The 19,904-nt window shown below is 68.2% G+C and carries 23 protein-coding genes; 6 read left to right on the top strand and 17 right to left on the bottom strand.

Annotation, left to right across the window (positions count from 1 at the left end):
- Positions 1 to 3: 3 nt before the first annotated feature.
- On the bottom strand, positions 4 to 345 hold the full coding sequence (locus ACQPYZ_RS16840) for an ArsR/SmtB family transcription factor (RefSeq protein ID WP_433169201.1): 342 nt from the start codon (positions 343 to 345) through the stop codon (positions 4 to 6).
- A gap of 270 nt (positions 346 to 615) precedes the next feature.
- On the opposite strand from ACQPYZ_RS16840, the gene ACQPYZ_RS16835 reads away from it, so the two are divergent.
- Together ACQPYZ_RS16835 and ACQPYZ_RS16830 are read left to right on the top strand one after the other, a co-directional pair.
- On the top strand, positions 616 to 1,071 hold the full coding sequence (locus ACQPYZ_RS16835; protein WP_433169199.1) for a DUF4383 domain-containing protein: 456 nt from the start codon (positions 616 to 618) through the stop codon (positions 1,069 to 1,071).
- 349 nt (positions 1,072 to 1,420) lie between these two features.
- Positions 1,421 to 1,939, top strand: coding sequence for a GerMN domain-containing protein (locus ACQPYZ_RS16830; protein WP_433169197.1), 519 nt, complete (start codon positions 1,421 to 1,423; stop codon positions 1,937 to 1,939).
- A gap of 52 nt (positions 1,940 to 1,991) precedes the next feature.
- Here the strand turns inward: ACQPYZ_RS16830 and ACQPYZ_RS16825 are convergent, their stop codons facing one another.
- The 6 genes from ACQPYZ_RS16825 to ACQPYZ_RS16800 form a co-directional block, all read right to left on the bottom strand.
- Positions 1,992 to 2,174, bottom strand: a complete 183-nt coding sequence (locus tag ACQPYZ_RS16825; protein WP_433169195.1) for a hypothetical protein — start codon at positions 2,172 to 2,174, stop codon at positions 1,992 to 1,994.
- Positions 2,171 to 2,749, bottom strand: coding sequence for a hypothetical protein (locus tag ACQPYZ_RS16820; RefSeq protein ID WP_433169193.1), 579 nt, complete (start codon positions 2,747 to 2,749; stop codon positions 2,171 to 2,173). Before ACQPYZ_RS16820 ends, ACQPYZ_RS16825 begins: the two co-directional genes overlap by 4 nt.
- A 110-nt stretch (positions 2,750 to 2,859) precedes the next feature.
- Positions 2,860 to 3,531, bottom strand: coding sequence for a hypothetical protein (locus ACQPYZ_RS16815; protein ID WP_433169191.1), 672 nt, complete (start codon positions 3,529 to 3,531; stop codon positions 2,860 to 2,862).
- A 7-nt stretch (positions 3,532 to 3,538) separates the two neighbouring features.
- Complete coding sequence (locus tag ACQPYZ_RS16810) at positions 3,539 to 3,874, bottom strand: hypothetical protein (RefSeq protein WP_433169189.1); 336 nt, start codon at positions 3,872 to 3,874, stop codon at positions 3,539 to 3,541.
- Positions 3,875 to 3,963: 89 nt separating this feature from the next.
- Positions 3,964 to 4,428: a DUF4383 domain-containing protein gene (locus ACQPYZ_RS16805; RefSeq protein ID WP_433169188.1), complete on the bottom strand. Its 465-nt coding sequence runs from the start codon at positions 4,426 to 4,428 to the stop codon at positions 3,964 to 3,966.
- 20 nt (positions 4,429 to 4,448) lie between these two features.
- The gene (locus ACQPYZ_RS16800) at positions 4,449 to 5,081 is read right to left on the bottom strand and encodes a hypothetical protein (protein ID WP_433169186.1); all 633 of its coding nucleotides are present in this window, start codon (positions 5,079 to 5,081) and stop codon (positions 4,449 to 4,451) included.
- A 196-nt stretch (positions 5,082 to 5,277) separates the two neighbouring features.
- Here ACQPYZ_RS16800 and ACQPYZ_RS16795 point away from each other — a divergent pair, with 196 nt between their 5' ends.
- From ACQPYZ_RS16795 to ACQPYZ_RS16785, 3 genes are read left to right on the top strand one after another with little or no spacing between them, the layout of a single operon-like run.
- Complete coding sequence (locus ACQPYZ_RS16795; RefSeq protein ID WP_433169184.1) at positions 5,278 to 6,015, top strand: response regulator; 738 nt, start codon at positions 5,278 to 5,280, stop codon at positions 6,013 to 6,015.
- A 10-nt stretch (positions 6,016 to 6,025) separates the two neighbouring features.
- The gene (locus tag ACQPYZ_RS16790; RefSeq protein ID WP_433169183.1) at positions 6,026 to 7,396 is read left to right on the top strand and encodes a HAMP domain-containing sensor histidine kinase; all 1,371 of its coding nucleotides are present in this window, start codon (positions 6,026 to 6,028) and stop codon (positions 7,394 to 7,396) included.
- Positions 7,393 to 7,953 carry a GerMN domain-containing protein gene (locus tag ACQPYZ_RS16785; RefSeq protein WP_433169182.1) on the top strand — a complete coding sequence of 187 codons (561 nt, stop codon included), beginning with the start codon at positions 7,393 to 7,395 and terminating at the stop codon, positions 7,951 to 7,953. Before ACQPYZ_RS16790 ends, ACQPYZ_RS16785 begins: the two co-directional genes overlap by 4 nt.
- 18 nt (positions 7,954 to 7,971) lie before the next feature.
- Here the strand turns inward: ACQPYZ_RS16785 and ACQPYZ_RS16780 are convergent, their stop codons facing one another.
- Genes ACQPYZ_RS16780 through ACQPYZ_RS16760 form a run of 5 tightly spaced genes read right to left on the bottom strand, consistent with a single transcriptional unit; the run spans position 7,972 to position 13,557 of the window.
- Complete coding sequence (locus ACQPYZ_RS16780; protein ID WP_433169180.1) at positions 7,972 to 8,970, bottom strand: ABC transporter ATP-binding protein; 999 nt, start codon at positions 8,968 to 8,970, stop codon at positions 7,972 to 7,974.
- Positions 8,963 to 9,976 carry an ABC transporter ATP-binding protein gene (locus ACQPYZ_RS16775; protein ID WP_433169705.1) on the bottom strand — a complete coding sequence of 338 codons (1,014 nt, stop codon included), beginning with the start codon at positions 9,974 to 9,976 and terminating at the stop codon, positions 8,963 to 8,965. Before ACQPYZ_RS16775 ends, ACQPYZ_RS16780 begins: the two co-directional genes overlap by 8 nt.
- Positions 9,977 to 10,031: 55 nt before the next feature.
- Positions 10,032 to 10,931 carry an ABC transporter permease gene (locus ACQPYZ_RS16770; RefSeq protein WP_433169179.1) on the bottom strand — a complete coding sequence of 300 codons (900 nt, stop codon included), beginning with the start codon at positions 10,929 to 10,931 and terminating at the stop codon, positions 10,032 to 10,034.
- Positions 10,924 to 11,847 carry an ABC transporter permease gene (locus ACQPYZ_RS16765; RefSeq protein WP_433169177.1) on the bottom strand — a complete coding sequence of 308 codons (924 nt, stop codon included), beginning with the start codon at positions 11,845 to 11,847 and terminating at the stop codon, positions 10,924 to 10,926. The genes ACQPYZ_RS16770 and ACQPYZ_RS16765 overlap by 8 nt, the downstream gene beginning before the upstream one ends.
- 45 nt (positions 11,848 to 11,892) lie before the next feature.
- The gene (locus ACQPYZ_RS16760) at positions 11,893 to 13,557 is read right to left on the bottom strand and encodes a peptide ABC transporter substrate-binding protein (protein ID WP_433169175.1); all 1,665 of its coding nucleotides are present in this window, start codon (positions 13,555 to 13,557) and stop codon (positions 11,893 to 11,895) included.
- Between the two features lie 271 nt (positions 13,558 to 13,828).
- On the opposite strand from ACQPYZ_RS16760, the gene ACQPYZ_RS16755 reads away from it, so the two are divergent.
- Complete coding sequence (locus ACQPYZ_RS16755) at positions 13,829 to 14,251, top strand: PRC-barrel domain-containing protein (protein WP_433169173.1); 423 nt, start codon at positions 13,829 to 13,831, stop codon at positions 14,249 to 14,251.
- A gap of 76 nt (positions 14,252 to 14,327) precedes the next feature.
- On the opposite strand, the gene ACQPYZ_RS16750 is transcribed toward ACQPYZ_RS16755, so the two are convergent.
- The 5 genes from ACQPYZ_RS16750 to ACQPYZ_RS16730 all read right to left on the bottom strand — a co-directional run bounded on the left by ACQPYZ_RS16750 (position 14,328) and on the right by ACQPYZ_RS16730 (position 19,584).
- A complete protein-coding gene (locus ACQPYZ_RS16750; protein ID WP_433169171.1) occupies positions 14,328 to 15,242 on the bottom strand; it encodes a carbohydrate ABC transporter permease in 915 nt (304 codons plus the stop codon).
- A 1-nt stretch (position 15,243) separates the two neighbouring features.
- Positions 15,244 to 16,179: a carbohydrate ABC transporter permease gene (locus ACQPYZ_RS16745; protein ID WP_433169169.1), complete on the bottom strand. Its 936-nt coding sequence runs from the start codon at positions 16,177 to 16,179 to the stop codon at positions 15,244 to 15,246.
- 43 nt (positions 16,180 to 16,222) lie between these two features.
- Positions 16,223 to 17,581, bottom strand: a complete 1,359-nt coding sequence (locus tag ACQPYZ_RS16740; RefSeq protein WP_433169167.1) for an extracellular solute-binding protein — start codon at positions 17,579 to 17,581, stop codon at positions 16,223 to 16,225.
- A 217-nt stretch (positions 17,582 to 17,798) separates the two neighbouring features.
- Positions 17,799 to 19,088, bottom strand: coding sequence for an SLC13 family permease (locus ACQPYZ_RS16735; RefSeq protein WP_433169165.1), 1,290 nt, complete (start codon positions 19,086 to 19,088; stop codon positions 17,799 to 17,801).
- 49 nt (positions 19,089 to 19,137) lie between these two features.
- A complete protein-coding gene (locus ACQPYZ_RS16730) occupies positions 19,138 to 19,584 on the bottom strand; it encodes a CBS domain-containing protein (RefSeq protein WP_433169163.1) in 447 nt (148 codons plus the stop codon).
- Positions 19,585 to 19,904: the final 320 nt, after the last annotated feature.

The following is a 19,904-nucleotide window of genomic DNA, read 5'->3' as shown; positions in this document are numbered from 1 at the left end:
CACTCAGTCCTCCTGTCGCGTCTGTTTCAGGTCCTGCACGTAGGCGTCCAACCGGTCGAAGCTCTCGTTCCAGAACTCCTCGAACCCGCCGGTCCACTCGTGGACCGGCCGCAGCCCGCGGGCGTCCAAGCCGTAGAGGCGCTGCTTGCCGGCCTTGCGGTCCCGCACCAGTCCCACCTCCCGCAGCACCCGCAGGTGCTTGGACGCCCCCGGCTGCGTGATCCGCAACTCCCGGGCCACCTCGGTCACCGGCCGCTCCCCCGCCCGCAACAGAACGAGAATCTCCCGCCGCTGCGGCTCGGCGATCGCGTTGAAAACATCCGACGTGGTCGCAGCTCGTGCCATACCCCAATCATATGCCCATATAGGCATGCGTCAAGCCGGTGCCGCAGAATGCGTGACGGTCGGCGTGACGGATGTTGAACCGCGTTTGAGAGTCTGTGACGTTCCGCCGACCTCGGTTCTGCCGACTGCCGCTGCGTCCTATCGTCGACAATCAGACACAGTCGGAGTGGGTTCCCGGCGAACGTCTGACCCGGCCGGGAGCAGGCACCCCCTACCGGCCGGGTTCACCCCTGCCTCGGCGCCGGTCCGCCCGCCGGTGAGGAGTTGCTCATGGACTCTGCGCGTGGACCGTCGCCGCCGACTGCCGCTCAGGCCATCACCCTGTGGATCGCCGGCGCCCTGCTCGCACTCGCCGGCTTCGGCTTCCTGCTTCAACTCGGCCAGAACGTCGAGGGCCTCAGCGGCCTGGGGACGGAGAGCGTGCTCTTCGGCCTGTTCCACGTCTCGGTGCTGCACAACGTCGTTCATCTCCTGCTAGGTGCTGCGGCCCTGGCAACCGCCGGGAACGCCCATCACTGCCAAGTGTTTCTCGCCGTCACCGGTTCGGTCCTTCTTGCGCTCGTCCTCTACGGGCAACTCGACCGCTCCCCGATCGTTGCGGACCTCGTGCCGGTGGGCACGGCCGACACCTGGCTGCACCTCCTGCTCGCACTCACGATGATCGTTGCCGCAGGCCACGAAGCCGCGACCAGGGCCGGTTGGCTCGGTCGCCGTACGGCGGACTAGATGAGCCGGGTGTGGAGCTTCTTTGACGCGGCTGTTGAGACTTGTTGACGTTCCGTTCACCGGCCTGCCCTGAGCTGGAACGCCGGTCGTGCGGTGTTCTAGCGTCGTTGACAGGTCTGGCGGATCGTCCTGTGGAACCCAGGCCGAGTGGATGCGGCGACGGCCGTTGAGGGGCGACCGTCGCCGGCATCCCACCAAGTCGGCGCCCTCGCCCGGCGCTGACCCGGTCGACCGGCTCGCCTCGGCGAACCGGTACGTCGTACGCGGCATCGAATGCGAGGCACGACTCTTGGTACGGACGCTCTGGTCCATCGCCACCGCGCTCCTCTTGGCCGGATGCGGCGTACCCATGCAATCGACACCGGCACCCATCGATCCCGGAGTCGTGCCGACGGAGCTCAGCAGCCCCCGCCAGCCGGCAGTACCGGCCACAGCCGTTCCCGGAAAGCCTGCCGTCCAGGTCAACTTCGTCCGCGACGATCGTGTGGTCGGCCAGTTGCGCGAAGCACCGAGTACGGCGCCGAGCGACCGGCTGGCCACGGTCGTCCAAGCCCTGCAGGCCGGACCCAACGACCGCGAGCAGGCCGACGGCCTCACCTCGGCTCTGCCGGAAGGACTCCAGTTGACCGTCGTCGAGATCCAGGGAACCCGGGTCGTGCTCGAGCTCTCAGGCGAGGTCGAAGGACGATCGGCCACCGAGAACGTCCTCGCCGTCGCCCAGATCGTGCTCTCGCTCACCGCCCTGCCGTCGATCGATCAGGTGACCTTCCAGCGCAACGGCGCTCCGGCCGAAACCCTCCTCGCCGACGGCGCCCTGACCACCGAACCACTGACCGCGGACGACTACTCCATGCTCCGCACACGCTGACAGCCCGGGTACCGCACCATGCGCACCTTGGTGCTTGACGGCCGGACTTCTCTCAGGGAGGGTCGGCCGGCAGGTCTCGACGGCTCTGTCGCCGGGTGCTGGGTGCGAGCACCGCGCCGATGAGCATGCCGACGGCGAGCACCGAGTGCAACCACGCATCCGCGGCACCGTCCGGAACGATGCTGGACGCCATCGGCGTCGGCGAGATGATGGACCGGGAGGACACGTCGGTCATCGGCTGCCGGGTCGGAGGGCCGCGGCGGCTTGGAGGGCCGCGAAGGCGCGATGGAGGTCCTCGAGGACCAGTTGCTCGTACGTGCTTCGCTCCGCGTACAAGCAGGCTGCCCGTCGGCCGTCGAGGGTGTATCCGGCGACCTGCGCCGAGTCACCGTCGGTCTCGAGAAGCGTCCAGCCCGCGTCAGCCAGGCGTTCCAGGACCCGCAGCTGATCAGCTTCCTGGACGGTGAAGCCGATCTCCGGCCACCGGCCGTCCGGCCCAGTGGTCCAGGGGTTCCGCTCGCGGAGACCAGCGGCGTACGCCTCAGCCGTCGGGCACACCAGCACGCCCATCCCGGTCACCGGCTCCAGGTACGCAGCGTAGGGCGAGAGCTCGACGACCGTGACGTCCACCGCCCCCGATCGCAGGGCATCGTCGGGCGACTCAGCGACCGCGATCCGAACTTCGTGCCGGCGACCAGCGACGGGAGTACGGCGCGAGCGGGCCGATCCGGGAGGGATCCGCAGATCTCGACGGTAGTACGTCGCCACCACCGCCAACGGCACCGTGCCGGTCTGAACTCGCCGCTGCACCCGGACACCACTCCTCCAGTCGATGGCCACTCCGAGTACTCCACCCTGGGGGTTCAGCTTTGAGATCGGTCGAACACCTTCTTGACGATCGGGTGACACCGTCACCCGACTCACCGTCGTCGTTGTTCGGTGGGCTTGAGCAGGTAGCGGGCTGGATCGCTCGGTGCTCGCGCTCCGGAGGCCAGCCACTGGTCGAAGCCCGACGGGTTGCGCCGCTCGAGCTCGTCGAGGAGCTCGCGACGAACCTCGGCGACGCCGGCCATCGCCTCCGCAGTGCGTGTGTGCTGGAGCTCGACATAGCTCCGCCGCCAGGCCAGGCACAGCTCCGCAGGAGTCATCGCATCCAGGTCACAACTCGGCCGTCCGGAGCAACGGGCAGCACGCACCGCACCAGCGCCCTGGCCGTGCTCGGTCGTTGCGTTCGATCTCGGCGGAGAGCTACGACGTCGCCACCAGGACACCACGAGCGGAGACGTGCCGGCCACGAGAACGGTCAACGGGACCACGACAATACCGATCGCCGTGGCGAGGCCGTAGAAGGCCACGACGGCGATACCTGCCAGGTAACCGTGGCGGATGACTGCCATCAGCGAGATCGAGCCGTGTGCCTGTCCCTCGTGGTCGAGCAGCTGCAGGTTCGCCGACAGCGTGCCGAGCATCAGAGCCATGATCGCGAACACGAGGACCACGGTCAGCACCGAGGCTGTCGCGATGGCGAGGATGACTCCCACCGAAACCACCGCAGCGGCCAGACTCGTCCACAGAGCACGGTAGCTGCGCATGGTGGCCTCAGTCCGGCTCGGCGCCGCGCACCGCGTCGTCGAAGATCTCGGAGAGCCGCAGGTGGTCATCCGCGACGTACGCGATTCGGTCCGCCGAGATGACGAGGTCGTGCCCGGCGGGACCGTAGCGGGTCACCCTGACGAAACCGAGTCCCTGCAGCGCTTCGTCAGCAGGCCACGGATCGGGCGGCTCGCCACCCGCGAAGGATTGCGCAGGGATGTTTCCGGATCCGACGTCGACAACCCGTCCTACCGGTGCACCGCGCGCGTCGAGCACCGGCGCTCCGTAGTGCACGGCGGCAAGTGAAACCGCGGATGGTCCGAAGGGGTCGCCGGTGCGCATCGTTGCCTCCAGGCGGCGATGGTCGGATACATCGCCGACCAGCCTTCCCGGCACACCACATTCACCGTACCGTCGCGACAGCGCGGCGTCTACGTCAGGGTGCGCTGTCCCCGGCGTTCGGTGTGGGACAGGCCGGGCGCCCCGATGGCGAGGGCGATCATGACGAAGGCCATCCCGAAGTGCAGCCAGTCCCCGGCGTCGTTCACCGGTAGCACGTTGGGCGCGGAACTTCGTTCGAGCAACCACCCGTAGATGGCCAGGACGCCGTACGCCACGCCGGCGACGGCCAGGAACGTCCGCGCGCTGCGTGGCTTGCCAAGGGCGATCAGACCGGCCAGTCCGGTCGCCAGGTGTACGACGTTGTGCACGACGGAAACGTGGAAGATGCCGAACAGGTACGCCTCCGAGTCAGCACCCGCGAACTCCGGTGAGGTGGCACTGGTGGTGATCCCTGGAACGAACCCGAAGATGCCGAGGGCAATGAACCCGCCGGAGACCCACAGCAGCGCTGCCTGCACCGGCTGGTGGTGCCGGAAGGGCGACGGATCGACCATGACTGTTCCTCTCGCGACGCTCAGTCTCGTTCGGGTGGGTCCGGCTCGGCAGCGGCGAGGTAGTAGCGGCTCGGATCTCCCGCGGCCACGGGCATCGCGTCCAGCCAGCGGGCGAACGCCTCCGGCCTCCGGCGTTCGAGCTCGTCGAGACACCGCTGTCGTTCCTCGATCGCGGACTGCAACCGCGCTCCCTCCTGACCGTCGCGCACGGCCGAGAAGCTGCGCTGCCACAGGCGGCACAGTTCCTCGTCCGACAGCGTTGTCACGTCCGTCGCGGGGCTTGCCCCGCCGAGGAATCCCTGCTGACTCAGGCGGCGGACCGCCGGGGGCGAAGCCGCCGCGACCAGGAGAACGAGCACGAACGCGGAGAGGCCGACGGACGCGACGTACCCACAGACCGCGAGGGTGGCCAGGCCGGCTCGGACGGCCCATTTGACCACTTCGGCCGCCAGGGTTCTGCTCAGCGTCTCGACGCCGAGCGCGACGCTCAGGTGAACGGATCCGACGACGCCCGCCACGACCAGGAAGATCATCAGCACCGTCGCCGGTGGTACGAACACCACAGCAGCGCCGACGCCGATGGCACCGAGGCACATCGAGGCGAGCTTCCAAACGAACGCGTACCGGGCGCCGTCGATCAGGCGTGAATTCACGTTTCAGCCTCCTTCTCACCAGTCTGTGCCGCCGGTCGTCGACGAGTGCGACGGAACCCTCGCGGGTGACTTGCGAACGTGTGACGTTGCAACGACTTCCCGCCCGGCCGCCTGGAGCGGTGCCGGGACAGCCTTTACCGTCGGTGGCGTCGGCGATGCTCGACGCAACTCGTGCTGACGCTTCGAGGAGGCTGCGATGAACCAGCGCGCGAGCGTGGCGTCCGAGGGACGATCCGGGATACTGGCTGATGTGAACCGTCACCTACTGCTGGTCGAGGACGACGCGCGGGTCCGGCGGGTGCTGACCCTCGCGCTCGAGCGCGAGGGCTACGCGGTCACCGAGGCCTCCACGGCCCAGGACGCTCTCGAGGCCATGTCCGCGACGCGGGGGTACGACGTGGTCCTCCTGGACATCATGCTGCCGGACGACGACGGCTTCGCCGTGTGCCGGGCGATTCGCAAGCACAGTGACGTCCCGATCATCATGGTGACCGCACGCGACGACAGCCACGACGTCGTCGCCGGGCTCGAGGCCGGGGCGGACGACTACATCACCAAGCCGCTGATCGCCAAGGAGCTGGCCGCACGCATCCGCGCCCTGCTCCGCCGGAGTCAGCCGAAGCCCAGCACCGACGACCGCTACGAGGTCGGTGAGCTCGTCATCGACCTCGGCACCGCGGAAGTGACCCGCGCCGGCCGGCCGGTCAACCTCACCCGGACCGAGTTCCGGCTGCTCGCCGAGCTGGCGCAGGCCGGCCACAGCCTGTGCAGCCGGGAGCAGCTGCTGGAGAAGGTCTGGGGCTACGACTACTTCGGGGACAGCCGCATCGTGGACGTGCACATCAGCAGGCTCAGAGCCAAGATCGAAGGCGACGACGACCAGTCCCGGCACCTCGTCACGGTCCGGGGTATGGGCTATCGGCTGGTCGACTGAGCCGGCCACTGTGAAGCGCGGATCTCGTCGCCGGTGGTCGCGGCTGGGGCTGCGCGGAAGGATCACGTCGAGCTTCGCCCTGCTCGCTCTCGGCCTGTCCGCGTTGCTCAGCATCCTGGTCTGGTTGGTCGTCTCCAACTACCTGACCGCACAGCGGGAGACCACCGCCGTCCGGCAGGCGCAGGTCAATGTCGTCGGTTTGGAACGCAGCCTGCAGAACCGGCCCGAACAGGTCCCCGAGATCCTCGGCGACCTGCCGCACGACGCCTCCACGACGATCCTGCTGTTCCGGTCCGGCCGTTGGTACAGCACGGCCCTGGTGTCATCGCCCGACCGGCTTCCGGCCGAGCTGATCGACCTGGTGCGCGGCGGCACGGCTGCCACGCAACGGCTGATCGTCGACGGTGAGCCCGTTCTCGCCGTCGGCGAGCCCATGGACGGCGGTGCGTACTTCGAGTTGTTCCCCCTGACCGAGCTGGACCAGGCCCTGCGGGCGATGAGCGTGGCCCTGCCGGCCGGTGCGGTGGTGACCACCTTGCTCGGCGCCGGTCTCGGCCGTACGGCGGCCCGCCAGGCACTCGCACCGTTGACCGCGTTCAACCGGGTCGCGGGAGCGATCGCGCGCGGCGACCGGTCGGCCAGGCTGGACAGCGGCGGGGATCCCGACCTCGCCGACCTGGCCCGCTCGTTCAACGAGACGGCGTCGGCCCTCCAACGTCGCCTCGAAGCCGACGCGCGCTTCACCGCGGACGTCGCCCACGAGTTGAGGACACCGGTGACGACGATGCTCAACTCCCTCGAACTCCTCGCCGACCACCGCGACCAGATGCCGGCCGGTGCCCATGAGCCCCTGGATCTGCTCACCGTCGATCTGCACCGGTTCCAGCACATGGTCAAGGACCTGCTGGAGATGTCACGGGCGGAGGACCGGACGGACAACCTCGTCCCCGAGCCGACCAGGATCGGCGAGCTGGTTTCCCGGGCCGCCGACCGCGCGGCCGGGCGCACGGTCACCTTCGTCTCGCCCGGGGCCGAGCAGGTCGAGCTCGAGGTCGACCGGCGCCGCATCGTGCAGGTGATCGCCAACCTGGTGCACAACGCGGAGATCCATGGCGGCGGCCTGGTCCGGGTGGCGGTCGAGCCGTACGCCGCGGGAGTACGGATCTTCGTCGACGACGCCGGGCCGGGTGTCCCCGACGACCGCCGGGAACGGATCTTCGAACGGTTCGCCCGTGCCACCGGCGAACCCACGGACGGTGCCGGACTGGGGCTGGCCATCGTCGCCCGCCACGTCCGCCTGCATCACGGGCGGGTGTGGGTCGAGGACCGGCCGGGCGGCGGGGCCAGGTTCGTGGTCGAGCTGACCGGGACCTCGCCATGAAGCTCGGTCAGCTGTGTGTGGCGGTCGGCCTGTCCGCGAGCCTGGTGGCCTGCGGCGTACGTCCCCAGGAGCATCCCCAGCCCGTCGACGGCATCGGGTCTCCCCCGGTCTCGGCCACGCCGTCGTCCGGCGGGCAGACCGAGGCCGCACTGTCGAACGGCGTGATCTACCTGCTGCGCGCGGATCGGTTGACGGCCGTCCGCCGGAACGGTCGCACCCTCCAGGACCAGCTTGCCGCGCTCCTCGCGGGTCCGACCGATCCGGAGCAGGAGGCCGGCCTGCGCTCCGCCCTGCCCTCCACCGGCGGCGCCGGGAGCGTCCGTACCGAAGGCACCGTTGCCGTCGTCGACGTTCCCGGCGAGTTCAAAGCGCTCGAAGGTACCGAGCAGGTCCTCGGCGTGGCGCAGCTCGTCTACACGCTGACCGATGGCTCGGGCCGGCACACCGCGGTCCGGCTCCGGCACGACGGGATGGACCTCGCCGCGCCGACGGCTACCGGTCAACTGGTCAATCGCCCCGTCGGCCGGGCCGACTACGCGTCGTTCGCCCCTCGCTGAGGCGTTCCGCGGCCTCCGTCAGGTCAGCACCTCGCGTACCTCGGAGAAGTGGCACGCGTCGGGATGAGTCGCCGCCCGGGGCTCGAGCGCCGGCACCTCGAGCGCGCAGCGCTCCTCGGCCTTCCAGCAGCGAGTCCTGAACCGGCAGCCACTCGGTGGACTCGCCGGACTCGGTACGTCGCCCTCGAGCAGGATCCGGCGTGACACGCCCCGTTGCGTGGGATCGGGCAGTGGCACCGCGGACAGCAGGGCCTGGGTGTACGGATGAGCCGGTTCACCGTAGATCTCCGCCTCGTCGCCGAGCTCGACGATCTTGCCGAGGTACATCACCGCCACCCGGTCGCTGATGCTCTGCACGACCGCGAGGTCGTGGGCGATGAAGACGTACGACAAGCCGAGCTCCTGCTGCAACCGCGCCAGCAGGTTCACCACCTGCGCCTGGACCGACACGTCGAGCGCCGACACCGGTTCGTCGCACACCACGACCTTGGGCCGCAGCGCCAGACCCCGCGCGATCCCGATCCGCTGCCGTTGTCCGCCCGAGAACTGGTGTGGGTACCGATTCAGGTGCTCCGGATCGAGTCCTACCAGCTCCAGCAACTCCTGGACCCGGCGGCGCACCGAACCGCGCGGCGCCGCCTCCGGATGGATCGCGAACGGCTCGGACACGATGTCGCCCACCGTCATCCGCGGGTTCAGCGACGTGTACGGGTCCTGCATGACGATCTGGATCTCGCGGCGCAGGCCCCGCAGTCGCTTCCCACGCATGCGGTAGATGTCCTCGCCCTCGAACAGCACCTCGCCGGACGTCGCTTCCTCGAGTCGCAGGAGCAACCGGGCCAGGGTGGACTTCCCGCACCCCGACTCGCCGACCACGCCGAGGGTCTCGCCCGGGCGGAGGTCGAAGCTCACGTCGTCGACGGCGCGGACACGCCCGACCGCACGCCGGAACACACCCCGGCGGATGGGGAAGTGCTTGACGACGTTCCGCACCTGCAGGATCGGTGTCTCAGGCATCGCCGAGCACCTCCGGCCAGAAGTGGCATGCCGACCCGCGGTCGCCCGCCGCCACGACGTCGTACAGCGGCGGGTCGTCGATCGCGCAGCGCTCGCGCGCCCGCGGACATCGCGGGTGGAACGAGCACCCCGCCGGGATGCGGGCCAGGTTGGGTGGCGAACCCTCGATCGGCCGCAGCTCGCGGTGCCGGCGGCCGATCGCCGGGATGGACGCGATCAGACCCTCGGTGTACGGATGGGCGGGACGCGCGTAGAGGTCCCCGACCGACGCCGTCTCGACGACCCGGCCGGCGTACATTACCGCGACCCGGTCGGCGACCTCCGCGACGACGCCCAGGTCGTGGGTGATCAGGATCAGCCCCATCCCGTTCGCTCGTTGCAGCTCCGCGAGCAGCTCCATGATCTGCGCCTGCACGGTGACGTCGAGCGCGGTCGTCGGCTCGTCGGCGATCAGTACGTCGGGGTCGAGCGCCAGCGCCATCGCGATCATGATCCGCTGTCGCATGCCGCCGGAGAACTGGTGCGGATAGTCGGCGTAGCGCTGCGCGGCGGACGGTATGTGCACCCGGTCCATCATGTCGATCGCCCGTACCCGCGCCTGCGCACGCGAGAGCTGCTGGTGGATCCGGTACATCTCGGCGATCTGGTCCCCGACGGTGAAGACCGGGTTCAGCGCGCTCAGTGCGTCCTGGAAGACCATTGCGATCCGGCGGCCCCGCACCTGCTGGTACTGGCTGCCGGACAACCGCAGCAACTCCACACCGCGGAACGTGATGCTGCCGCGCGTCACGAAACCCGGTGGACTGTCGATCAGTCCCATCACCGCCTGCGCACCGACACTCTTGCCCGACCCTGACTCACCGAGGATCGCGAGTGTCTCGCCGGAGCTCAGGGTGTAGCTGATTCCGTCGACAGCGCGCACGACCCCGTTGTGGGAGCGGAACTCCACCGCCAGATCGTGCACCTGCAGGAGCGGACGGGCCTGATCGAACTCGGCCTCGCCCACCTGCGCGGTGTCGACCAACCGCAGGTTGTCCACGGTGCCGGTCACGGGTGCCTCCTCATCTGAGCTTCGGGTCGAGGGCGTCCCGCAGGGCGTCGCCCATCAGGATGAAACTGAGCACCGTCAGACTGAGGAACAGTCCGGGGAACAACAGCAGGTGTGGAGCGGCCGCGATCCGGAACTGGGCGTCGCTGATCATCAGCCCCCACGAGATCGCGGGCAGTTGGAGGCCGACGCCGAGGAACGACAGCGTGGCCTCGGCCGCGATCACGATGCCGACGTAGATCGTGGCGTAGACGATCACCGGTGCCATCGCGTTCGGCAGGATGTGCCGCCACAGAATCCGCAGGTCACCCGCGCCGAGTGCCTTCGCCGCGAGGACGTAGTCGTTGTCGCGAGCGCTCAGGACCGACGACCTGACCAGCCTGGTCATCGTGGTCCACCCCAGGATGGCGAGCACGAACGACACCTGGGGCAGACCGCGGGTCTCGAAGACCGTCAGGACGACGATCGCGCCGAGGATGAACGGCAGCCCGAAGACGATGTCGGTGAAGCGCGCGATGACCGCGTCCAGGACCCCGCCGTAGTACCCCGCCAGGCTGCCGAGGAGCACCGCGATGGCCAGGGCGGCCACCGTCACCGTGATGCCGATGGTGATCGAGGCCCGCGCGCCGTAGACGACCCGGGCGTAGTAGTCACATCCGAGCAGGTCGAACCCGAACCAGTGCTCCGAGCTGGGGCCGGCCAGTGACCGGGACAGGTCACAGCTACGCGGATCGGCTCCGGTGAACAGCCGCGGGAAGGCCGCCATGGTGACGAACAGCAGCACCACCGCCGCCGCGACGACGAAGATCGCGTCGTGCCGGAGTTCGCGCCAGGCGTCGGACCACAGGCTCGCCTGCCAGCCGGACGGCTCTTCGGACTCGGCTGTCACCTGCGTCGAAACTTTGTCAGTCATAGCGGATCCGTGGGTCGAGTACGCCGTACAGCAGATCCACGACCAGGTTCGCCAGAATGAACACCAGCACGAGTGCCGTGACGATGCCGACGACGACCGGTCCCTCCTGGGCGCGGACCGACAGGAACACCTGCTGGCCGATGCCCGGCAGGTTGAAGATGCCCTCGGTCACGATCGCCCCACCCATCAGAGCGCCCAGGTCGACACCCAGGTACGTGACCACCGGAATCATCGAGTTGCGCAACGCGTGCCGGCCGACGACCCGCGGGCGGCTCAGTCCTTTCGCGGTCGCCGTCCGGATGTAGTCGGAGCGGAGATTCTCGACCAGGCTGGTCCGCGTCAGCCGGGCGACGTACGCCAGCGACAGCGCGCCCAGGACGAATCCCGGCAGCAGATAGCTCTGGAGCCCCTGCGACAGCCCCGCGACCGGGAACCAGCCCAACTGGACCCCGACGACGAGCTGCAGCGTGAACCCGAGCACGAAGGTCGGGATGGAGACGATCGCCGTCGTCGTCATCAGCACCAGCGTGTCCAGGAAGGACCGCCGGCGCAGGGCGGCCACGATCCCGGCCAGCAGTCCGATGACGATCTCGAACGTCAGGGCGACGAGGGCCAGTGTGATCGTGACCGGGAACCGCTGGGCCATGATCGAGGTGACGTCGCGGCCGTTGTAGTCCTGACCGAAGTCGCCCTGGACCAGGTCGCCCATGTACTTCACGTACTGCACGACCAGCGGGTCGTCCAGGTTGTACTCGTCCCGGAGCGCCGCCACCGTCGACGGCGACATCGGCCGGTCCCCCGCCAGTGCCCTGATCGGGTCGCCGGGAATGGCGAAGACGAGCGCGAAGATCAGGAACGTCGCCCCGATCACCACCGGCAGGATCTGCAGGATCCGCCGGATCACGTAGCCGCCCACGAGTCCTCCGTCCCGTCATCGTCTGGTTGGCAAGCCGCGGCCTGACTATCCGCCGGTCACCGTGACGTCCTCGAGGCGGACCCTGGTGAACGCGTCGATCACGACGTTGCCGACGTCCGCCGAGTGACCGGCCTGGACCTTCCCGAACCACATCGGGATGTTCGGCAGGTCCTCGAGAATCCTGTCCTCGGCCTGGTGGTAGGCGTCGATGCCGTCCTCGACACTGTCCGCGGCGTTGCCTTCGGCAATCAACTCGTCGACCTCCGGGTTCGTGTAGCCGAAGTTGTTCGACGAACCGGTGGTGGAGTAGATCGGCTCCAGGTAGTTCTGCGGGCTCGGGTAGTCCATCACCCAGCCGAGCCGGAACGGACCGGTGATCTCCTCGGCGTCCAGCAGGCTCAGGTACTCGGCGAACTCCAGCGCCTTGAACGTGATGTCGGTGATCCCCAGGTTCGTGCGCAACTGGTTGGACACCGCCTCCATCCACTTCTCGTGCCCGGCCCCGCTGTTGAACCACAACGTCAGCGCACCCTGGTAGCCACCGGCCTCCTGGAAGAGCTCCTTGGCCCGCTCGGGGTTGTACGTGCAGGCCTCACCGCAGGGATCGGGACGCGATCCGGTGACCACCGGGGACACCAGCGACTTGGCCGGCTGGAAGGCGCCGTTGAAGATCGCGTCGATGATCGCCTGCCGGTCGATCGCCATCGACAACGCCCGGCGCAGCCGCGGGTCGTCGAACCTCGGGTCGTACAACGGGAACCCGATGTAGGTGAAGCTCGAACTCGGACGTTCGATGAACCGGTCACCGAACTGTGCCTTCGCCTCGGCCAGGCGCTCCGGCGGCAGCGAGTCCATGATGTCGAGATTGCCCGCGAGTACGTCGTTGTACGCGGTGTTCACGTTCGAGTAGATCCGGAACGTCACCGCGTCGGCCTTGGCCTTGTCACCCGGGTACTCCTCGTAGCGGACGACCTCGATCCGCTGGTCGTGCACCCAGCTGCCCTTCATCTTGAAGGGTCCGTTGCCTATCGGTGCCTGCTCGTAGGCCTCAGGATCGGCTTCGTAGGACTCGGGCAAGGGGTAGAACGCCGTGTAGCCCACGGTCAGCGGGAACTGGCTGAACGGTGCCTTCAGGGTGACTTCGAGGGTGAGCTCGTCCACCACCTCGAGTCCACTCAGATCCTTGGTGGCCGGCGCCGGCGGCTTCTGCGGCCCGTCCCCGTCGGGGTCCTTCGGGTTCAGCGCGTCGTACCCCTCGATGTTCTGGAAGAAGTAGTTGTTGCCGTAGGCATTCGGTCCGTAGGCGCCGGCGCTCCAGGCACGTGTGTAGGACTGCGCGTCGACCGGTTCCCCGTTGTGGAACGTGTAGCCGGGCTTGAGCTTGACGGTCCAGACCTTCTGGTCCTCGGACTCGATCGATTCCGCGACCGCACCGTCGTACGTCAGCTCACTCTTGTCGGCGGTGAAATTGACGAGCGGCGTGAACAGCGCGCCCAGCACCTCGGCGCCACAGGTCTCGTTGGTGTTCTGCGGTATCAGGTGCTCCGGCTCGCAGACGTACACCGAGAAGCTGCCGCCGCTGGGGCCGTCACCCACCGGCCCGCCCACGTCGTCCGTGCCGCCACAGGCGGTCGCCGTCATCGCCAGGGCCGTCAGTCCGACCACCAGTCCGGATCGTCGCATCATCGCGCTCGCCTCCGTCGTCGTCACGGGCGATCCGTCGCGGATCCCCTGCCTTTGGACCGTAGGCCCGACCGAGCGGGTCCGGGCAAGGGCGGCCGGTGCAGCGACCCCGGACATCACACGTTCGCAAGGCTCGCCTCATCCCAGCGGGGCGCGGGGCAACGACTCGTTGCGTCCTGTTCGATCCCTTGACCAATGTGACGATCACCTGTCGATCACGCACTTCGCGTGTGGATCGCGCGCCGGCCGGTTACCCAGGAGGACGTAGACGGACACGAAGCAGACCGAAGGGAGAATCATGGCGGACAGCGACCGAGCAGGACTGGTCAGGCTGAAGGACACCGACCTGACGGTGGCGGGCAGCGACGCGGACGTCCGTGGCCGTGTGGCTGTCGACTCCAACGGAGACGAGCTCGGTGAGGTCGACGACCTCTTCATCGACTCCGACGAGCAGAAGGTCCGCTTCCTCCAACTGGGCTCCGGTGGATTCCTCGGGATCGGTGAGAAGAAGGTCCTGATCCCGGTCGACGCCGTGGCTCGCGTGGACGACGACAAGATCGTCGTCGACCAGGAACGCGGGCGCATCGCCGCCGCCCCGGCGTACGACCCCGAGCTCGAGGAACTACCCGAACGAGACTTCTACGAAGGCATCTACGGCTACTACGGCTACCCGCCCCACTGGGCTCCCGGCTACCGCTACCCCCACTACCCCCACCGCTGACCGAAGGTCGCCCCGGCCGCATGAGCTCCGTACGGCGAGCTCATGCGGTCAACGCGTGCGTCACCCTGCACGGACCTCACCCCTTCAGGCCGCTGCCGGCGACGCCCTCGACGATGCGCCGCTGGAAGATCAGGAACAGGATCACCAGCGGAAGAGCGCCGAGGATCGACGACGCCTGGATGTCCGACAGTTGCTGCCCGTACGAACCCTGGACGGTCGCCAGCCCGACGGGAATCGTCATCAGGCTGGGATTGGACAGCACGAACAGCGGCAGGATGAGGTTGTTCCAGACGCCGACGAAGGTGATGATCGACATCGCCGCGATCACCGGCCTGGACATCGGCATGATGATCGCGCGGTAGATCGTCCAGAATCCGGCCCCGTCGATCTGCGCGGACTCCTCGAAGTCCCGGGGCAGGCCGTCGAAGAACTGCTTGAAGACGAACACCGCGATCACCGCCGGCACCTGAGGCAGGATCACCGCCCAGTAGGTGTTCAGCAGGCCGAACGCGTTCAGCTCGCGGAAGATCGGCACGATCAGGACCTGGGGCGGGATCATGATGCCGACGATCATCAGCAGGAACACCAGCCGGCGGCCGCGGAACCTCAGCCGGGACAGCGCGTAGGCGGCCATGGACGCCAGCCACACGGTCAGGACGACCGTCACCACCGAGGTCACTGTGCTGGCGAGGTACCAGTTCCAGAGGTTGCCTCCGCTGAGCAGCGTTGCGTAGGAGTCCGTGGTCAGGTTCCAGTCCCGCAGGATCGGACCCGCCCCCACCGCCGAGGTCGAGTTGGCGGTGAACGACGTCTTGACCGCCCAGAGGCTGGGGATGAACCACAGGACGGAGAAGACGATCAGCACGACCCAGGCCGCAACGGCGAACGTGGTGCTCGACGACCGCGGACCCGACTCGCGGGTCGCGGCGGGTGGCGCGGCCGCCGAGACTCCGTCGCGCTGCCTGGTGCCTGTCCGCGTGTCCGTTGCCATGTCAGGCCTCCTCCCGCCGCTGGAAGCGATCGATCAGCGGGCGAATCAGGGTGATGACCAGGATGATCAGGAAGAGCAGGACCGACGCGGCGGACGCGGCACCGACCCGGTAGTCGGTGAACGCGGTCGTCGTGACCAGGCCCAGCAGGACCTGGGTCGAGATCCCCGGACCGCCGGCCGTCATCAGGTACACCTGGTCGAAGATCTTGAGACTCGCGATGATCTGGAGCAGCACCACGAGCGTGGTCGTCCGGCTCAGCATCGGGATCGTGATCGAGCGGATCTGCTGCCACTCACTGGCGCCGTCGACCGCGGCCGCCTCGTACAGTTCGCGCGGGATGTCCTGCAGCCCGGCCAGGTACAGGATGAAGTTGAAGCCGATCGTCCACCACACCGTGGTGACGGCGATGCCGATCATCGCGAGATCCGGCGTACCCAGGACGGGTGACGGGTTCTCGACGCCCAGCAGCCGCTGGAACGAGTTCCACAACCCGGTCGACGGCGTGTAGATGAACGTCCAGATGAGGGCGATCGCCGCCGACGGCAGGATGAACGGCACGAAGAACGCCAACCGGAACAACCACTCCGCCCGGCCGACCCGGTTCACCAGAACGGCGAAGACGAAGGCCAGGACGACCAGCGGCGGCACGGTGTACAGCGTGAACTGGACGGTGTGCCACAGCGAGGACCAGAACTCGGGTTTGCTGAGCATCTCCCGGTAGTTCGCCCAGCCGGCGAAGGCGCCGAACCCCTCCTTGACCAGGCTCGTGTTGAAGAGGCTCGTCACGAACATGTAGATGACCGGCCAGACCAGGAACAGCAGGTAGAAGACCGCGAACGGAGTGATGAACAGCCACCCCGCCCTGGCGGCGGTGGAACGTCGTCGGGTCCGATCGCGTACGGCGGTCGTCGCGGGAGGAGCCGTTGTGGTGGTCATCGTCGATCCTCGGATTCGGCGCGCGTGGGCGCGTGGTCCGGCCTCATAGCGGGCTCGGTGTGGCGGCGTACGTGAGCAGCTGCGAGCGGGCGGCCTCGACCGCCGACTGCGGGGTGGCCAGGCCTTGCTGCACCAGGCCGACCTGGGCGCCGACGATGTTCTCGAAGTTCGACCCCGAGCCGGAGTACCAGGCCGGCGCGTCGTAGACGACGGTGTCCGCGGCGGCGGCGTAGTTGGACTGCGGCTCCAGCGCCCTGTACTCCGGGCTGTCCAAGGCCGGCCGGTAGGCGGGGATGTGACCGCCTCTGGCCCAGGTCAGGCTCTGGTCGAGCATCGACCTGACGAACCCCATCGCCCGCTCCACCTGCACCTCGGTCCGTTCCCGGGCCGGAAGCACGAACGTGTGGGAATCGCCCTGCTGCGCCGGCCGATCGAACAGGGTCGGGATCGGGACCATGCCGAACTCGAGACCGGGGATGCTCTGTGCCGTGGCGATCTCCCACTCGCCCTGCAGGTAGAAGCCTGACTGGCCCGTGAACATCAGCGTCTGGGCCCCGGCGTAGTCGGTGTTCGTCGGCATCAGCCCGCGTTCGGTGAGGGACTGGATGTAGGCGAGAGCGTCGAGCGTGACGTCGAGGTCGTAGGTCAGCTCCCGGCCGCCGTCGCCGAGCCATGGCGTCGCGCCGTCGTGCTGTTGGTAGAGCGTCTGGAACCAGCGCCAACTGGTCGCCGGATCCGCGATGGTCGGGACGGTGGCGCCGTACGCACCGGTGACCTCCTTGGCGGCCGTCAACGCCGCCTCCCATTGCTCGGTCCCCGCGATCGGCTGGAGACTGCCGTCGGACTCGAGCAGGCCGGCGCGGTCGCAGACATCGGCGTTGTAGTAGAGGACGAACGGGTGTGTGTCGAACGGAACGGCGTAACTCCTGCCGTCGACCTCCTGCTCACGCCACGCCTTCTCGACGAAGTCGCCGGCCTCGAGCCCGACCAGTCCGAGCATGTCGTCGGTGATCTCACTCAGCAGTCCGGCCCGCGCCAGGTTCGTCGACCGCGTCAGGTGGGAGACGGCGACATCCGGCGGGACGCCGCCGATCGTCGCGAGCGAAACCTTCGTGTAGTAAGGATTCCCCCACGTGAATGTGGCCGCCTGCAGGTCGGGCGAGCCGGGGCTGGAGCGGTAGCGGTCCTGCATCGTCTGCATCCGGGCGCCGTCCCCTCCCCCGAACAGGTTCCAGTACGTGACCGTTCCGGGCGCGACCTCACTGCCGGCGAGGCCCGCGGACATCGCGTTGCATGCTGACGAGGCCGAGGCCGCGGCCAGTCCGGCAGCGGCCGCGAGACCGCCACGGAGCAACGACCGCCGGGAGAGACCGGTCGGCACATCGCCTTGATCTGAAGGCATCCCTACCTCCGTGAGTGGCTCAACTGCTCAGGTGATGCTCCGTCTGCCGGTCATCACCTGGCGGCACCTGGTACCCCCAGTTGCCCACAGCGAGCGCTCGTTCGCCCGGGATCTGCGCGATCGTCACGGATTCTCAAGGCTTGCTCCACACTTCAGAAGCAAAGTGACCGAGAACGGCCCCGCTGATCCGGAACGGGGCTCGGGGACTGCCGCGCGGTCAGGACAGGACGAAGTACCTCAGCCAGAGGTACGGCGCCGCGACGATGATCGTGATCGCGGTCATCACCACGCCCTTGCGGGTGAACTCCCAGAACGAGATCGGATGACCGGCCCGAAGCGCCAGGCCGATCACGACGACGTTGGCGCTCGCCCCGACCGCGGTCGCGTTGCCGCCGAAGTCCGAGCCGATCGCCAGGGCCCACCACAACGCCTCGGCTTGGACCGGGTCCGGGATGCCCTTGGTGAGTTCGAGCACGACCGGGCTCATCGTCGCGACGTACGGGATGTTGTCCACGATGCCGGACAGCACGGCCGACACCACCAGAATCAGCATGACCGCGAGCAGCGCCCGGCCCTCCGTCACCCTGGCGATCTGCTCGGCCAGGTTCCCGATCACGCCGGTCTTCACCAACGCACCGACCATGATGAACAGCCCCGCGAAGAACAGCAGCGTCTGCCACTCGACGCTCGCCATGTAGTGCCGGGTCTCCACCTTGGAGATGAGCACGAGCAGCCCGGCGCCCAGGAGCGCGACCACCGACGGCTCGATGTCGACGACGGCGCGCCCGATGAAGCCCGCGAACACCAGCAGCAACACCGCGCCGCACTTCATCAGCAGCCGTGGGTTCTCGATCGCCTCGCGTTCGTTGAGCTGCATCACGCCGTCGACGCGCTCCGGATCGACGTCGAAGGAGCCCTTGAACAACCACGGCACGACGAGCGTGAACACGATCAGCTCGATCACGACCAGCGGCGCCATGTGGATCAGGAAGTCGTTGAAGGTCAGGCCGGAGCGACTGGCGATGATGATGTTCGGCGGATCACCGATCAGCGTCGCGGCACCGCCGATGTTCGAGGCCAGCACCTCGGCTATCAGGAACGGGATCGGGTTGATGCCGAGCCGGTCGCACACCAGCAAGGTGACCGGTGCGATCAGCAGCACGGTGGTCACGTTGTCCAGAAGCGCCGAGGCGACCGCGGTGATGAGCGTCAGCAGGATCATCACCCGCAGCGGCGAGCCCTTGGCCCGTTTGGCGGCCCAGATCGCGATGTACTCGAAGACGCCCGTACGTCGGATGATGCCGACGATCACCATCATGCCGAACAGCAGGAAGATGACGTCCCAGTCGATGCCGGTCTCGTGGGAGTAGAACGCGTGCTCGGCGTCCGTCACCCCCAGGGCCAGCAGCACCGCGGCGCCACCGAGCGCGGCGAGCAGCTTGTGGGTCCACTCGGTCGCGATCAGCACGTACGCGATCACGAACACGACGACCGCGATGATCGTCATCCGCGGCTCCCGTCGACCGCCGCAACGGCGTACGACGAACCGTGACGCGTCAGTGCGGCGTCGTCGCGAGCTCGAGCAGCCGGGACGCGGTGACGGCTCCCAGGATCTGCCGCTCCTTCGTCACCGCGACGAGCGGGCACCGCATCCGGGCCATGATCGCCGCGATCTCCAGGATCGTGTCGTCGTGGTTGACCACCGGCACCTCGGTCGGCTCGTCCGGCAGCAACTTCCGCACCGTGACGCCGGACAGCTTGTCCGCGACCTGGTCGGCCAGCGACTCCTCGATCACCCGGGCCAGCGCCGGATCGTCCTGCACGTAGGTCGGCACCAGGAACTTGACCACCTGCGATGCCGGCAGGACGGCGTAGGGAGCACCGTCCTTGCCCGTCACGATCAGCCCGGGCAGCCGCCTCGACGCCAGCAGCTCCACCGCCGTCAGGGCATCGTCGTCCAGCCCGACCACCGGGTACTCCTCGGCCATCTGCTCTCCGTGCATGCCTCCACGGTACGCCCCACCGGGACCTCGACGCAGACTCACGGCATGCACCACTGATCGGCACGGAACCTCCCGGGTCGTCACCAGACCGCCGGCACCCGGGACGAGTGCCGGCGTGCCGACCAGACTTCCCGGCGCTCCAGCACCCACCCTCTCCTATTCCGTCCGTTCGGAGCAACTGAACCGGTGCCGAGGACATCGATCCTCGCGAGGCGGCACGGTGCGGTCTGTGCGATTCCTTGACGCCTTCGTTGAGACTTCTTGACGATCCGGGCGGTAGCGGATCCGGCGGTGGATCGCAGGGCGGAACGAGCTCTAGC

It is taken from the genome of Kribbella sp. CA-247076 (assembly GCF_050942445.1).
Taxonomy (GTDB): Bacteria; Actinomycetota; Actinomycetes; order Propionibacteriales; family Kribbellaceae; genus Kribbella.
The sequence above is the reverse complement of the archived record's forward strand: the minus strand, read 5'-3'. Positions and strand labels throughout refer to the sequence as shown.

Bases quoted from the DNA above. Each gene is read 5' to 3' on its own strand.
- ACQPYZ_RS16815 (WP_433169191.1), bottom strand. From the start codon at position 3,531: ATGCGCAGCTACCGTGCTCTGTGGACGAGTCTGGCCGCTGCGGTGGTT.
- ACQPYZ_RS16745 (WP_433169169.1), bottom strand. From the start codon at position 16,179: ATGACCACCACAACGGCTCCTCCCGCGACGACCGCCGTACGCGATCGG.
- ACQPYZ_RS16835 (WP_433169199.1), top strand. From the start codon at position 616: ATGGACTCTGCGCGTGGACCGTCGCCGCCGACTGCCGCTCAGGCCATC.
- ACQPYZ_RS16770 (WP_433169179.1), bottom strand. From the start codon at position 10,931: ATGACTGACAAAGTTTCGACGCAGGTGACAGCCGAGTCCGAAGAGCCG.
- ACQPYZ_RS16830 (WP_433169197.1), top strand. From the start codon at position 1,421: ATGCAATCGACACCGGCACCCATCGATCCCGGAGTCGTGCCGACGGAG.
- ACQPYZ_RS16735 (WP_433169165.1), bottom strand. From the start codon at position 19,088: ATGACGATCATCGCGGTCGTCGTGTTCGTGATCGCGTACGTGCTGATC.
- ACQPYZ_RS16785 (WP_433169182.1), top strand. From the start codon at position 7,393: ATGAAGCTCGGTCAGCTGTGTGTGGCGGTCGGCCTGTCCGCGAGCCTG.
- ACQPYZ_RS16840 (WP_433169201.1), bottom strand. From the start codon at position 345: ATGGCACGAGCTGCGACCACGTCGGATGTTTTCAACGCGATCGCCGAG.
- ACQPYZ_RS16730 (WP_433169163.1), bottom strand. From the start codon at position 19,584: ATGCACGGAGAGCAGATGGCCGAGGAGTACCCGGTGGTCGGGCTGGAC.
- ACQPYZ_RS16825 (WP_433169195.1), bottom strand. From the start codon at position 2,174: ATGACCGACGTGTCCTCCCGGTCCATCATCTCGCCGACGCCGATGGCG.
- ACQPYZ_RS16750 (WP_433169171.1), bottom strand. From the start codon at position 15,242: ATGGCAACGGACACGCGGACAGGCACCAGGCAGCGCGACGGAGTCTCG.
- ACQPYZ_RS16795 (WP_433169184.1), top strand. From the start codon at position 5,278: ATGAACCAGCGCGCGAGCGTGGCGTCCGAGGGACGATCCGGGATACTG.
- ACQPYZ_RS16755 (WP_433169173.1), top strand. From the start codon at position 13,829: ATGGCGGACAGCGACCGAGCAGGACTGGTCAGGCTGAAGGACACCGAC.
- ACQPYZ_RS16780 (WP_433169180.1), bottom strand. From the start codon at position 8,970: ATGCCTGAGACACCGATCCTGCAGGTGCGGAACGTCGTCAAGCACTTC.
- ACQPYZ_RS16805 (WP_433169188.1), bottom strand. From the start codon at position 4,428: ATGGTCGATCCGTCGCCCTTCCGGCACCACCAGCCGGTGCAGGCAGCG.
- ACQPYZ_RS16810 (WP_433169189.1), bottom strand. From the start codon at position 3,874: ATGCGCACCGGCGACCCCTTCGGACCATCCGCGGTTTCACTTGCCGCC.
- ACQPYZ_RS16740 (WP_433169167.1), bottom strand. From the start codon at position 17,581: ATGCCTTCAGATCAAGGCGATGTGCCGACCGGTCTCTCCCGGCGGTCG.